General features: G+C 58.6%; 13 protein-coding genes and 1 tRNA gene. 7 read left to right on the top strand and 7 right to left on the bottom strand.

Going from position 1 to position 13,729, the window contains the following annotated elements; all coding sequences use genetic code 11:
• Positions 1-157: 157 nt before the first annotated feature.
• The 3 genes from QP109_RS02870 to QP109_RS02860 form a co-directional block, all read right to left on the bottom strand.
• Positions 158-231: transfer RNA gene (locus QP109_RS02870), tRNA-Pro, on the bottom strand.
• 155 nt (positions 232-386) lie between these two features.
• The gene (locus tag QP109_RS02865; protein ID WP_285023199.1) at positions 387-1,421 is read right to left on the bottom strand and encodes a metallophosphoesterase; all 1,035 of its coding nucleotides are present in this window, start codon (positions 1,419-1,421) and stop codon (positions 387-389) included.
• A gap of 9 nt (positions 1,422-1,430) precedes the next feature.
• On the bottom strand, positions 1,431-3,557 hold the full coding sequence (locus QP109_RS02860; RefSeq protein WP_101628757.1) for a transglycosylase domain-containing protein: 2,127 nt from the start codon (positions 3,555-3,557) through the stop codon (positions 1,431-1,433).
• A 160-nt stretch (positions 3,558-3,717) separates the two neighbouring features.
• Between QP109_RS02860 and QP109_RS02855 the strand changes: the two genes are divergently transcribed.
• Together QP109_RS02855 and sp36 are read left to right on the top strand one after the other, a co-directional pair.
• The gene (locus tag QP109_RS02855; protein WP_101628756.1) at positions 3,718-4,053 is read left to right on the top strand and encodes a WhiB family transcriptional regulator; all 336 of its coding nucleotides are present in this window, start codon (positions 3,718-3,720) and stop codon (positions 4,051-4,053) included.
• 91 nt (positions 4,054-4,144) lie between these two features.
• Positions 4,145-4,306, top strand: coding sequence for a Sp36 family protein (sp36, locus tag QP109_RS02850; RefSeq protein ID WP_006680451.1), 162 nt, complete (start codon positions 4,145-4,147; stop codon positions 4,304-4,306).
• A gap of 134 nt (positions 4,307-4,440) precedes the next feature.
• Here the strand turns inward: sp36 and QP109_RS02845 are convergent, their stop codons facing one another.
• The 3 genes from QP109_RS02845 to QP109_RS02835 form a co-directional block, all read right to left on the bottom strand.
• The gene (locus QP109_RS02845; RefSeq protein WP_040318335.1) at positions 4,441-5,124 is read right to left on the bottom strand and encodes a Crp/Fnr family transcriptional regulator; all 684 of its coding nucleotides are present in this window, start codon (positions 5,122-5,124) and stop codon (positions 4,441-4,443) included.
• 347 nt (positions 5,125-5,471) lie between these two features.
• Positions 5,472-6,614: a hypothetical protein gene (locus QP109_RS02840; RefSeq protein WP_285023194.1), complete on the bottom strand. Its 1,143-nt coding sequence runs from the start codon at positions 6,612-6,614 to the stop codon at positions 5,472-5,474.
• 55 nt (positions 6,615-6,669) lie between these two features.
• A complete protein-coding gene (locus tag QP109_RS02835; RefSeq protein WP_285023193.1) occupies positions 6,670-7,626 on the bottom strand; it encodes a hypothetical protein in 957 nt (318 codons plus the stop codon).
• A gap of 66 nt (positions 7,627-7,692) precedes the next feature.
• Between QP109_RS02835 and QP109_RS02830 the strand changes: the two genes are divergently transcribed.
• A complete protein-coding gene (locus tag QP109_RS02830) occupies positions 7,693-8,556 on the top strand; it encodes a hypothetical protein (protein ID WP_285023192.1) in 864 nt (287 codons plus the stop codon).
• 94 nt (positions 8,557-8,650) lie between these two features.
• Here the strand turns inward: QP109_RS02830 and QP109_RS02825 are convergent, their stop codons facing one another.
• The gene (locus tag QP109_RS02825; RefSeq protein WP_285023190.1) at positions 8,651-9,451 is read right to left on the bottom strand and encodes an HAD family hydrolase; all 801 of its coding nucleotides are present in this window, start codon (positions 9,449-9,451) and stop codon (positions 8,651-8,653) included.
• A 231-nt stretch (positions 9,452-9,682) separates the two neighbouring features.
• Here QP109_RS02825 and QP109_RS02820 point away from each other — a divergent pair, with 231 nt between their 5' ends.
• The 4 genes from QP109_RS02820 to QP109_RS02805 all read left to right on the top strand — a co-directional run bounded on the left by QP109_RS02820 (position 9,683) and on the right by QP109_RS02805 (position 13,669).
• A complete protein-coding gene (locus QP109_RS02820; RefSeq protein ID WP_285023188.1) occupies positions 9,683-10,720 on the top strand; it encodes a CpaE-like family protein in 1,038 nt (345 codons plus the stop codon).
• Positions 10,720-12,015 carry a TadA family conjugal transfer-associated ATPase gene (locus QP109_RS02815; protein ID WP_285023187.1) on the top strand — a complete coding sequence of 432 codons (1,296 nt, stop codon included), beginning with the start codon at positions 10,720-10,722 and terminating at the stop codon, positions 12,013-12,015. Before QP109_RS02820 ends, QP109_RS02815 begins: the two co-directional genes overlap by 1 nt.
• Positions 12,012-13,259 (top strand): type II secretion system F family protein, encoded by a 1,248-nt coding sequence (locus tag QP109_RS02810; protein ID WP_285023185.1) that lies wholly within the window; start codon positions 12,012-12,014, stop codon positions 13,257-13,259. Before QP109_RS02815 ends, QP109_RS02810 begins: the two co-directional genes overlap by 4 nt.
• Positions 13,260-13,423: 164 nt before the next feature.
• Positions 13,424-13,669, top strand: coding sequence for a DUF4244 domain-containing protein (locus QP109_RS02805; protein ID WP_101628748.1), 246 nt, complete (start codon positions 13,424-13,426; stop codon positions 13,667-13,669).
• Positions 13,670-13,729 lie beyond the last annotated feature (60 nt).

The following is a 13,729-nucleotide window of genomic DNA, read 5'->3' as shown; positions in this document are numbered from 1 at the left end:
ACCACTCACTCGGCATCCGAAAAGGCCAACTCTAATCCCGACACGCCAACAAAAACACACATTTTGTCGTTTAACCCACATTTGTCGTTTAAGTTCTCCGTCGCCAAAAAATGAAAAAGCCTCCGACACCTTGCAGTGCCGGAGGATCTCACACGAGTCGGGGTGGCGGGATTTGAACCCACGACCTCTTCGTCCCGAACGAAGCGCGCTACCAAACTGCGCCACACCCCGTGCGACTGTTTGAGTATAGCGAGTCAAAGTCTCAGATGACAAAACGGAAAGCCTCGTAGAGCCTGCCGAATAAGTCACAGTGCCCGATCTGAGCGCTCAGCCTAAATGCGCGGCAATCATTCGCGGTAGCGCTATCCGAACGGGCTACGTGAACGCTATGCGATTGAAAGAAGAGTGGCCTCGGGGCGTGTTGCGATACGAACCTGCGCGTAGCGCGACGTCCCCAGTCCGGCACTGACATTGACGAAGGACTGGTGCGTGCCATATCGCCACGAGTGCAGCCCCTTCGCGTATTTCCGTGGGACGTCGCAGTTCGTCACGATCGCTCCAAAGCCGGGAAGTCCAATCTGACCGCCGTGCGTGTGACCGGCGAAGATAAGGTCGGCTCCAGCGTCCGTCATGGCATTCAAAACGCGCGTATATGGAGCGTGCGTGAGTCCGATACGCAGGTTCTGCTGGTCCGCCCACGAATCCAACGGGATGGGAAGTCGATCGCGGTTGAGGTGCGCGTCGTCGGTCCCGATAAAGCTGAGCGTTTGGGAAGTGTGCGCGGCCTCGTGAATAGAATGTGAAGAAGCATTAGGTGCGATGGTCGACGAAGACGAGACGTGCGCAACCGGTGCTAAGACAACGGGAATCGAAAGCGTATCTGCGCGGTTATTCAGGTTCGTCCAGCCGGCTTCGTGGAAGGCGGAAGTCAGCTCAGTCCACGGCAGGTTCGGCGTTGTTCGCGCCTTTCGAGGGTGTCCGCCGACAAGGTAGCGTGCCCAGCTCTTCGGCATCTGCGAATAGTAGTCATTCGAGCCGAGCACGTAGGCGCCGGGGTAGTCCAGCAGTGGTGTGTAGGCGCGCATCAGGGGGACGAGGCCGTCCACACTAGAAAAGTTATCGCCGGTAGAGACGACGAAATCAATGTGGTTTGTGGCCGTAACTTTGCTGAGGAAATCCTCGATGAAGTTTTGGCCGGGAAACATGTGCAGGTCAGAGACGTGAAGGATTGTCAGTGGCTGGATATTGCGCGATGGATCCAAGGTGATGTGGACGTGCCGTAATGTTGGCCAGCGTCGTTCAAACGAGCCCCAGGCGAGCGCTGACGCCCCTGCCAACCCCATGCCGAGGGTCGTGTAGCCGACGCCCTTGAACGCGCTCCCAGCGATGTTGAGGGCAGTTGTGTGCACGCCGTACGTCATGGGTCTGCCTTATTCGGAGTCTTCCTCTTCGTACTGTTCGGTTGCCTGAGCTGCTGGCTGCTGAGTACGAGGCTGCGGGGCGGGGGAACCGATGCTGACCATCGGCATGGGCTCGATCGGAGTGCCCGCCAAAACGGCTGACATGTAGGGTGCCCAGATGGTGCGACCAACGAAGGTCTCACCGTAAAGCTGGGCGTAGTAGACGCCGTTGATGGTCACGTCTTGAACGGGCTGGGTTGAAGCGTTCGCGTGGCCAACCCATGCCGAGGTGGCCAGAGAGGGGGTGAAACCGCTCATCCACGTGTTCGAGTTGTTATCCGTTGTACCCGACTTGCCCGCGAACTGACGGCCGTCAGCGATTTGTGTGGACGTGTAGTACCGGCCCACGGCCTGTGTCAACGTCGTTGCCGTCTGCTGGGCGGCGGTTTCGGGGATGATCTGGCTACATTCGGGCGCGTATTCCTTCAGCGTGTTTTCATCGCGGTCGGTGACCGACAGGATCGCGTTCGGCTTGCAGTAGTTACCGCTGTTCGCGATCGCAGCGAAAGCGCCGGCAACTTCAAGCGGGTTCGTTGACGAGGTGCCCAAGATGTTTGCCGGGAAGAGGTCGGCGACCTCGCCGTTCTGGGTTACGCCAAGGTCGTAGGCGGTCTGGAAGATCTGACAGAAGTCGACGCGCGATGCCATGTTCACGAATGCTTGGTTAACCGACAAGCCGGTTGCGCGAATGACGTTCATTGCGCCGTCCTTGCCGGGAAGGTCGACGACGTTGTAGGCGCCGGTGTTGATCGCTTGATCGCCACAGTGGAAGGCGTTCGAACCGTAGTAGCGGTTTGCTGAACCAACGGTTTCGTAGGCGCTGTGGCCTTCCTTGAACCATTGCAACAGAGTGAAGACCTTGTAGGTCGAGCCGACCTGGAACTGGCCATTGGCGGCGTAGTTTGCCATGGTCTGGCCGGCTTCAACACCGTAGTTGGTGTTCTGGCTCATCACTAGGATGTGTCCGGTGCTGGGCTCAACGGACACCAGTGCGGTATCAACGTCGGAGGCGTCATCGACGGGGATCGCGCCGGTCAGTGAGTTCCAAGCGATCGCTTGCTTCGTCGGATCAAGCGTGGTGCGGATCGTGATGCCCGCGGTCTTCAGCATGTGTTCGCGCTTCGCGGACGTATCGCCGTAGGTGTCATCGGCAAGGAACTGTGACAGGACGTAGTCGCAGAAGTATGCGGAGGAGCCCGATGCGCCGGAGCAACCTTCGGCGGAGACGTTCGGGTTCAGCATGTCTTCAATGGCGGTGGCGACGCCCGCGTCGTATTCCTCTTGCGTGATGACTTCCTGGTCAAGCATCAAGCCAAGAACAAGGTCGCGACGTTCTTTTGCTGCTTCAGGGTAGGACAGAGGATTGTATTCAACGGGGGACTGGACCAAGCCTGCGAGCAGTGCTGCTTCGAGGTAGTTGATTTCAGAGGCGCTCTTGGAGAAGTATCGCTGCGATGCAGCTTCGACACCGTAGGTGATGGGACCGAAGGGCGCGATATTCAGGTAACCGGTGAGGACCTGATCTTTGTCCAGCTTCCGTTCAAGGGCGAGAGCGTATTTGATCTCGCGGAGCTTGCGGGCTGCGGTCTGTTCGGTTGCCGCGTTGACCTGTTCAGCGTCGCCTTCCAAGTAGCCCTTTTCAAGGAGGGCGTTTCGAACGTACTGCTGCGTAATGGTGGATGCGCCCTGGGTGCCGGTTTCGGCCAGGTTATTGACGAATGCGCGGGCGATGCCGGTTGCGTCAACGCCGTCGTGTTCGTAGAAGCGCTTGTCTTCGACTGCGACGATGGCTTGCTTCATGATGTCGGCGATGTTTGCCGAGGGGACGACGATGCGCTGTTTGTCGTAGAAGCGTGCAATCACTGCGCCTGTTGAATCGAGCATGTGCGATTCTTCTGCGGGCTCGACGACTTCAATTTCGCTGGGGAGGTCGTTGAAAACTTCCGGCATCGACTTTGTTGCGAGCGCGAGAGATCCGGTGAGCGGGACGAGCATGCCTGCCCCGAGTACGCCGATGAGTGCTGACGTGGACACGAATGCCACGAGCAGCGCGACGAGCTGTGCGGGCCGGATAAGGCGCGAGTGATTATGCGACATAGGTTAAGAATACGTGTTGGTGAGCGCTCTGCAGTGAGTAGACGCTTCTTTTTGTGTGACTCTCTGCCAAGGCGAGACGTCTTCGGTTTGTTAATTACTGTGGATGTGTGTATCGTCACAGGTGAAAGCTCATGGGCGAGCGATTTGGAAGTGCATATTCATGACCACCATTGACCAGGATCAGAGTTGGGTAGCAAAGGCGCTGTGTGCAAACTCTGAACCTGATGCTTCATTTGTTCAAGGCGCTGCGCAGCGCCAGGTACGCCTGCGTTGTTTGCAGTGCGAGGTCCGTTTGGAATGTCTTGCTGACGCCCTGCAGTCCGAAGCCAATTTTGGCGTGTGGGGTGGGTTGACAGAGCGTGAGCGTCGCGCGATGCTTCGCCACTACACGACCGTTGAGAATTGGCGGGTCTGGCTGGAGTCTTCCCCGGATCCGCTGGCTGCTGAAATTCGTGCAGCGAAGGTTCCGCGAGTTCTTGCGCACGTTCGCGGGTGAACGTCAGTTTCGTTTGATGCCACTGATTGACGAGGCCACGATGGCGTGGCCGTCGTGGAAGGTGTGGCAGTGAAGAACGTAGGATTGAGCCATGACTAAATGGGAATATGCAACGATTCCGTTGCTTACGCATGCCACGAAAGCAATTCTTGACCAGTGGGGTTCTGACGGCTGGGAGCTCGTTCAGGTGATCCCCGGTCCGACCGGTTCAGAGAATCTGGTTGCCTACTTGAAGCGACCGATCGAGGACTGAGCTGTGATGGCCTGATCGGTTGGCGTTTCGCTGACGGATTAACAGACTGAATACGACTGGGGGGCTCGGAACGAAAGTTCCGAGCCCCCGGTTGCGTCTAATGAAGGATAAACCCTGAGGGTTACCCTGTCAGATCAGCGCGCGCGACGTGCCAAGCGGTCAACATCGAGCAGGGTCACTGCGCGACCTTCCAGGCGGATCCAGCCACGGGAGACGAAGTCGGCGAGCGACTTGTTCACGGTTTCGCGCGAAGCGCCAACCAGCTGAGCAAGCTCTTCCTGGGTCAGGTCGTGAGGAACGTGAACGCCCTTGTCGGATGCAGTGCCGAAGCGATCTGCCAGATCCAGCAGAGCCTTTGCCACGCGACCGGGAACGTCGGAGAAGACTAGGTCGGACAGGGACTCGTTGGTGCGACGCAGACGCTGGGCGAGTGCCTTCAGCATGTGCTTTGCCAGGGTCGGGTTCGTGTCGAGGATTTCCATGAGGTCTTCGTGGTCCAGGTGGAGTAGCGAAACCGGGGAAACGGCGGTTGCGGTGGTGGAACGCGGGCCCGGATCGAACAGGGTCAGTTCACCAATGATTTCACCGGGGCCGAGGACTGCAAGCAGGGACTCACGACCATCGTTTGACGTGTGACCGAGCTTCACCTTGCCTTCGGTGATGATGTAGAGGCGATCGCCAAGGTCGCCCTCGTCGAAGAGAGTCTCGCCACGACGCAGGGTCGTGTGGCCCATCTTCTGTTGCAGGGAAATCTGCTGGGAATCATCGAGGCCGCCGAACAGCGGGACTTGGCTGATGAAGTTACCGTCACCAATCATGTGGCGGGGCTCCTTTCTGCTCGTGGCCTCGTGGGTAACGAGGTCGAAACCATTATCTGAGCACTCGTGTGCCATAGAACATACGAGACTGATATACACCACACAGTATGCCCTGTTGACCGTTACTAGGTGAAGAAACCGTGTGGACACGCCGAAAACGCGCATATAACCGCCAAATCTGCGAGCGTTTGTGCGTTGATCCCAACGAGCAGGCGATCTGTTTTATTCCTCGATCGTCTTTGTTTAATCACTGTTCATCTGTGCTTATTGCGCATAGTCTGGGCATAAAAACGCCGGTGGGTGCACGCAAAAGCGCGCACCCACCGGGGAGAGCATGATCAGGATCTTCAGCGCAGGCCAGCGGCCTTTTCCGCCTTGCGACGTGCGCGCGCAGTGTAGTGAGCGCTGGTCGGGTTCACCTTTTCGACCTCGGAACGCAGGACCTCTTCGGCGCGACCGGTGCGACGGACTCGGTGGGACAGGATGCCAATGAAGATCATGGCAATACCCATCAGAAGGAATCGACCGGAATAACCGGCAAGCTGGACGTGGTGCGTGAAGTTCGCGCCCACCGTGTTCCAGTTGTACAGCCATGTCAAAACCGGCTTGGTGTATTCGGCGGTCATGGCCGGAACAACCAGCCACGGCAAACCGATGATCGTGGTAATCACACCGGAGAACCAGGGGCCAAGTGAGGACTTGCACGCAGCGATCAGCAGAGCAATGCCGATCACAATTGCAACCAGAAGCTCACCCAGTGCCAGCGTCGACACAAGAGGAGTGTCGGGTGTCGGAGCGCCCGTCATCGCATTCGTCATGCGCGAGCCAGCATCCGCGGCCAAATACCAGGCGATCGGTGCCAGGATGAAGAACGAGAGCAGGGAACCCCAGTGGGCTCCGGCGCGCGACGGCATTTCTGCTGTCAGGGTTGCGCCTTCAAAGATCGAATCATCAAGCGAAGTTGGAGTCGTCGCAACGAAAGGCTGCTCCGGTTCGGTCGTTTCAACGGCCTCTTCGCGGGGCTTCCACGTGGTTTCAGCTTCTTCCTCGACCTCTTCAAGCGGAGTGGCCGTCATAAAGGAACGACGCTGAACGGTTGATGCTTCAACCGAAGCGGGAGTTGCGGGGGTCGCGTCGGTAGCGGGAGTGCCAACACGATTCGCCATCACGTCGCGCGGAGTCGGAGTCGGATCCGAAACCGGGTCGATGACGATCGCAGGATTTTCGTCCGTCATCACGGGGATGGTGGTCGTGTGCGGGGTCAGAATCACGGGCTCAATCTGGCCGGTCTGAACAACAGACGATTCGCCGATAATGTCGTCCGCGCTTGAGATTTCACCCGGAAGGTCAACCTCTTCGCCGGTCAGCGGAAGTGCTGCGCTATTGGTAGCTTCACCTTCGGCCATCATCGGTTCATCGCTGAAGTATTCGGATGTTTCGGGTGCGACGAAGTCATCGTCCTTGGGTGGTGTGAAATCCTGATCAGACATGGTGCTCCTCCTGCTTGTAGGTACACACTATCGAGAAAAATGCCGGACTTTCGGCTTATTTATCCGCTAGGCGCGTTTCGTCACCATTGTTTTGGTCACGCTGTGTATCAAGCTGGGTTGCCTCGTCCCCCACGCTGACCCGCTGTCGTGCCAAGTAGATGCCCATTGTGGAGGCGCCCAACAGACACCCCAGGGACGCAATGACGGGAGACGCAAGCGCCAGCTGAGTCGTCACCGAGGGTCCCGGAGTGACCACGGAACCCGTGATCGACGACCAGAGCGGAACCAACATGTACGTGGGAACCACCATGATCAGCCACGCGCCAGCCTGCGGGCCGGTCAACGAAAAACGTGCGACCAGAGCAGTTAAACCCAAGAGAATCGCGGCGATGATCGTTTCGAGAGCGTGCGTTCCCATCGCCGGCTCCAGTGCGGACAGTCCGTTCGCGCTCACCGCGCTGGTGTCATTCGGTGCCGCTAAGACAAAGAGCGCCGACGCAATCAGCGTTGCGGGGATCGACAACGAGGCCACCCACGTGTGCCGATGCCCTGTAATTGCAGGATAGGGAACCAGAGAATTGATTGTGACTGCCGGGTAGCGCGCATACGTCAGTGCAACCGCGGCACATCCGGTGATTAGAGTGACCGACAGGGGGTAGAGGCTCCATAGGACCGACGAACGCATATCCGGCAGATCAAAAATCGTCGACTGCAAGAGTGGAACGCGCAGGTAACCGGCTGCTTGGCTCAGCCCAATCGGAATTGAAAGTGCGGACGTCACGTACATTCCGGCGGGCGACTCCTCGCAGTTCAGTGACACCAAGGCCAAGATAATCGTCGCCAACGCGACACCGATCAAACCTTCGACCGAAGCCAGTGGCAGACCAACGGCGGCTTGCGCCTGTAAATCAGCCATTGACGACCCCATGAAGATCAGGGCGACGGGCGCAAAAACAAGGGCATATACGCCACTGCGCACGTGCTCAGAACGCGAGGACGGACGAAGATTCATGCCTCAAGTATGTCGCACATCCGGGCGTATACCCGCCCAGTGGCCACCGGCAAGTAGTCTGAAGAAGTGACTATCGATCCCCTTGTTGACCCCACGCTTGCCGTCATCACCGGTGCGAGTGCCCGCGAAGAAGTACGTCTGGCCTGCGACGACACCGTGAAGGCGTTCACCACGTTGCGCTTTCACGAGGGACTGCGTCGCGGTTGGGAAGAAGCTCGCGCCGAAGCGTCAGTCCGTGAGGCAACAGCGATTGCGATCATGTGTGGCGCCAGAACAAATGTTGACGACATGCGTATCGCCTCAATGAATGACGCGCCTCGGTCTGCTGTCACCAATGAACGCACCGCGTCGGGTGCCACCCGCGATCCGGCAATGGACTTGGCACTGGGGATTTGGAGGTCCCAAGCGAACCTCAGGGCAGGTTTTGACCCTTTAAATACTCGAGTTCCCACCCGAAAAACCCCTCGGCCACTTCCGGCCTTGATCGCGGGACTCCACCGAGATGCCTGTTCCGGCCTCGTCGAATCGGGAAGACTGGATGTTGGGCACGTAGCAATTCCGCACGACGGCGGTGCACTTGCATATGCGATGACGCTGATCAATGGGCAATTACCGGCGCTTGTGAAAGCAGCCTGCCTGGTTGCGCACTTCCGGTTTCGCACCGTCTTTGATCCAGCATCCAGCGCGGTCGGGTATGGGCTTGCGCGATGGCTTCTGGTCACCCAAGGAGTTGAACCCACGGGCGTCGCAGTGATTTCAGCCTTCGATGCTGAGAACCAAGCGGAAGCCTCGCGTGCGCTCGGCGGTTGGGTGGGCGCCAGCGAGGAAAGCGTTGCCAGGTGGCTTGTCCATTCGATGCGCACGTTCGCATACGGCGCGAAGGTTGGCGCTGACATTGCTTTCCACGTCCAAGCTGGCAGACTCAGCTAGATCGCAAGGCTCGTCAAATAACAGGTAGGTCCGACAGTAGGCGATTAAGGGTGACTTAGCCCAGAAACTCGCAGGTTACGAGTTGCCCCAGTACTTAGGCGCGCTTTGCGGTCACATACCCTACGGTGGCCGCGCCAATCGCCACACCCGCGCCGATCATGGCGAGCGTACGACGCGACGGCGTGGGAATCGTTCGGTGAACAGCTGCGGTCGAAGTGAAACGCATGATCTCCCACCCGTTCTTCACGGCTGCCTCACGCAAGCCCTTGTCAGGGTTGACGGCGATCGGGTGGCCGACGGCAGACAGCAGAGGAATATCAGAAACAGAATCGGAGTACGCCCAGCACTCATCCATATTCCACCCGCGTTTGGCGGCAAGCTCTTCGCAGGCCGCTGCCTTGTTCGCCGCCTGATTGTAGTGGAGCACGGTGCCCGTGTACTCACCGTCGTCATTCACTTCAGCGATCGAGCCGATGCAGGCGTCAGCACCCAGCATCTTGCCAATCGGGCGGACGATTTCAATGACAGATGCGGACGCAACAACAACGGGTCGCATCTGGTCATGGTGGAACTGGATTTCTTCGAGTGCCTGCGTGAAACACACCGGGTTAATCGCGTGACCGATGGAGGATTCAACGGTCGCTTCAAGGAGGGAAGCATTCATGCCTTTGGCCAGGTCACCGATCGCTTCAGCCATCTTGTCCATCCGCTTTTCATCTGCGCCTTTGAGCAGGTAGGGAAGGTGGACGAGGACGGACATGGCGGCAGCTCGGCGCGACAGGAGGCCGGCGTCAACGAAGGAGCTCTGAAGAGCAATCGAGGACGACGTGGCAAGGATCGTCTTATCAAGATCAAAGAAGGCAGCTGAATTGCGCTGAAGCGGGGGTTGAATCATCACGTGCTCCTTGCCATTTGACTGTCAGCGGGACGGATTGGAGTCGGCACTGACGTATTTGGTGGAATTTCGGGGCTTGTGACCCCACTTATCCACAGGTCGATTGGTATCAGATTAGTCTTCCACAATTTCACTCCTCTCACGTGGAATCTGCCTGTTCGCAGTGCAAGAGTGCGTCCAACGAGTCGGGTCTTTTCAGTGAGGCTCGGCGGGTGTGTTGGAGGAAACGCGATGGGTAAACGCAATACTTTCGTCTGGGGTGCTCGGCGTGGGCTGGGCAGATTCGGGACGGTGAAGCCAGAGTGTGCGCCCGGCACTGCGCGTCTGATTCTCGACGGTCTTACCCGCAACGATGAGCGCTTCGTGCGTCGCATGATTGCGCGCGAGCACGTGGACATCCAGGTGGGTGATGCGCACTCATGGGTCGAGGACGCAGACGAACGAGGCCGGACACCTTACTCTTCGCCTCTTCTTGTTATTGCCGGACCGTACGCGATTGGCAGGCTGGGAAGCACCCGCATCGAAGTGGGAGCTCACGGCCAATTCCACCTTCCTGAAGACGAGGACCTTCTTCGCGCCATCCTTCGTGAACACGCTGGACAACCGCGCAAAGAAACGGAAGCTACAGCACTGTCTTCGACGTATCCACCCCGCCCATGCATCTGCGTCGCTGGGTGGAACGGGGGAGTTGGGACCAGCTCGATTGCGCACCAACTCGCGCGTGAGCGCGGCCTCGTACTCATTGACGCAAGCGGACACGCACCAGCTCCATCGTGCGCAGACCTACCGGAGAGCCGTGGCGTGCGATGGGCGGATCTGGCGTACGGGGAAGTAGCGTACTCACCCGAACTTGCGCGCACCCTGCCCATCGTCCAAGGTGTCAGCGTGTTAGCGGGGGATGGGCTTGGGGTCGCTACGCCACTGGACTCTCGCTTAGGCGCGGTCATTTCAAGTCTGAACAAGGCCGGACACGGGTGCGTAGTTGACTGTGGGCGGTGGGACGAGAGGTCGGCCGCCTGCGTGAGTGCACATGCGAGCGCACTCGTATTGATCGGACGAGCAGACCGCCAGGGCGCCACCCAGTGCGCGTGCTCGCTGACGTTGTGGCCACTTCAGTCTTGCCTGCCTTGCGTACTGCTGACTACGACGGGGAATAGTGGGAACATCCGCGCGCTGACTAACGCCCCGGTCTTGACGCTCAAGCGAGCAATACAGGCGCACTGTCGTCGCCTGTTCCACGAGCTTGGAATCGGTGAGGGTGAGCTCTGATGTTCTTCACGCCCCACGCCCCCGAAAGCGCGCCTCGTCAGAAAGCTCAGAATCCACCCGAAGACGGATGGCGACTGAGCCGTCAAGAAATTGAAGAGCGAACACTGCGACACCTGGCAACACACGGCGACCTCGAAAAAGCCGTCGCAGAAAGCGCTCGCCCCGGCGCGGGCGTCGACGAAATGCGACACCTTCACGAAAGAATCCGAACTCTCGCGCAGGGAACCGGGCCGGAAGTCGCCCGCCTACTGGCAATCAACGGAGTCACCGACGTGCTCATCAACTCCACTCACGCGTGGATCGACCGCGGTTTTGGGTTGGAAGAACGCGAGTTTTCACATTCAACGGACAGTCAAACACGCGCCCTCGCCGTACATATGGCGGCCGCCTGCGGGAAACGCCTTGACGATGCCAGTCCCATCGTTGACGGAACACTCGAAGGAGGAATCCGACTCCACGCCGTCCTTCCTTCCCCCAGCGCATCCGGGACACTCATCTCGCTGAGAACCCCGCGCGCTCGCGGGATGGGACTGAGTGAAATGGAGGAGTGCGGGTCGGTTGCTCCCGTTGTGGCTCAGGTGCTTCGCGCATTGTGTGCTCGTCGTGCCAACGTTCTGATTTCCGGGGCAACCGGCAGTGGAAAAACGACGCTCCTTTCAGCCCTGCTGTCGCTTGTCCCAGGCGACGAGCGAATCGTTTGTATCGAAGAAATTCCGGAACTCCACCCGGATCACGCTCACGCTGTATCCCTTGTCGAACGGCACCCGAATGTGCAGGGCAAGGGTGGGATCAGTCTGTCGGAGCTCGTGCGAGCAGCCATGCGAATGAGGCCCGACCGTCTGATTCTTGGTGAATGCCGTGGTCCGGAAGTTCGCGACGTCATGCTCGCGTTCAACACTGGGCACGACGGCGGATGGGCCACCCTGCACGCAAACTCTGCCGAGGATGTTCCCGCCCGCTTACATGCGCTGGGAGGCCTTGCGGGACTCAGTGATTCTGCGGTCATTAACCAATCGGTCGCAGCGTTTGATGCGGTCATTCATATGCGTCGCAGTGCCATAAAACCCCAGGTTTCTCAGCCCTCTGACGAAGCAGGGCCGCACACTGATGCGTCTGGCGTGGAACAGGCTCAGCTACCTGGGCGATGGGTCGGGCAAATCGGCATATTGAAACGTCAGGGCGGTGAGCTTGAGTGTGAGCTTGCGCTTGAGGTGAGCCAAGACGGGACAGCCCATTTCGGTAGCGCCTGGCCCGACATACAGCGCCTGTGCGGGCTGGACGGCGGTACGCCATGATCAGCCTTGTTGCCTGCTGCGTCGCAGTCACTACCTGGATTCTTCTTGAGTATGCGCAGGTCAGACATGAAAAGAACCTGGTGAAAGCGTGGGGCAAAACAGTCGGAATCAAGAAGTCATCGCACGATCGTGACAATGCTGGACGCCCCAGCATCTCTTCTGTGCCGGGTAGTTCGGCTCGGCGCCACCGAACCCCTCCGTGGCGTTCGCCGTTCACACAGCTCGATGGCGCGCACCTTGCCCTTCTTGTCGCGGACGTGGCCGGCAGATTGCGCGGAGGTGCGCCGACCGGTGTTGCTTGGGAGACTTCGTGGAAACGGTTCATTCCCGATGTGGCGTTCGCTGGGATTGACGAAGTAGGGACGCCCCTGGTCTTGATGGACATCATCGGCTTGAAAAGCATCGGGCACCGTATTCCCCGTTCTCTGAAGGAAGCGAGTCTTGGGAGGTGGATACGTTCCGTTCAGGGTAGTGGGGTTATTCATGCCTCAAAGGCGCTGGATTCAGCCTGCCGTTTAAGCGGAGCAACGGGCGCCCCGCTGGCGCATATCCTCGATGCGGTTGCTGATGGTTTAGAAGATGCGGAGGCCGTGGAAGAAGCTCGCCGGATCGCATCAGAAGGCTCCCGCATGTCAACGCGAATCCTGCTGGCAATGCCACTGATGGGAGTGATAGCAGCGCAAGCGTTAGGCGCTGAGCCCTTGAAACAGTTTGTTTCAGGCGGAATTGGAACTGTTCTGGCAATTGTGGGGCTCACGTGCATGGTCAGCGCCTACTTTCTGAGCCGCTACCTGATGGGAAGGGCTCGTGGTAAAGAAGAAGCAATTGATCCTGCTCTTGCCTGCGATCTTGCGCGAGCTGTCCTCGAATCAGGTGCAGCAATCCCTAGCGTGATCGAATCGTTGGGGGAGGCGACCCGTGATAATCAGCTTGCCCGAATCGGGCGCGAGCTACGGCTCGGAGTGTCATGGGAACGAGCTTGGGAAGAGAAGGCCACAGATCAGCTAGCGCTTGCTCTTCACTCGGCGTGGGTCGATGGGATCGCTCCAGACGACTTGCTGTCTCGCACTGCTCGCCAGATACGTGCTCGTCGTCTTGCAGAAGCGAGGACTCGCGCTGAAGCGCTCGGCGTGACGCTTGTTGTCCCCCTTGGATCCCTGCTGTTACCAGCCTTCTTGACGCTCGGGCTAGGGCCGATCGTTGTTCATCTAATAATGGGCGACGGGATTATCGGACTTGGGTAAAGAGGCATGTTTTCGCCTCCATCACCCTGAGTTATTCACAGGCCAATCTCTGGGCCAGAACTTATCCACACAATCGCTTTCGTCCGTTCGCAAAGTTCGAGCAGACATTTGACCATTGAACTCCCGGAGAACATTCGGGGTCATCGGACAAAAAGGAGAACATCATGTTAGACACGCTCACGACAAAGACGATCGAGGGGCAACTGGCGGTGCATGACGTCACGTCGGCGCTCGTCACGAAAGTCATGCCGAAGGGCAACCAGGACTTAGAAGAAGGGTCGACGACAGTCGAGTATGCAATCGGTGCGGTTGCCACTGCTGGATTGGCTGGACTCCTGATTGTCGTTTTGAAGTCCGGGGTCGTGAAAGGACTGCTTCAAAACATCATCACTCAGGCACTGTCATTGTGAGTACTGACGTGGAAGTGGGGAGGGGCCTATACCCCTCCCCACGGGGAATCGAAAGGAAAC

The organism is Pauljensenia sp. UMB9872 (genome assembly GCF_030212665.1).
GTDB lineage: Bacteria > Actinomycetota > Actinomycetes > Actinomycetales > Actinomycetaceae > Pauljensenia > Pauljensenia turicensis_B.
This window is presented reverse-complemented; position numbering and strand designations above follow the sequence as displayed.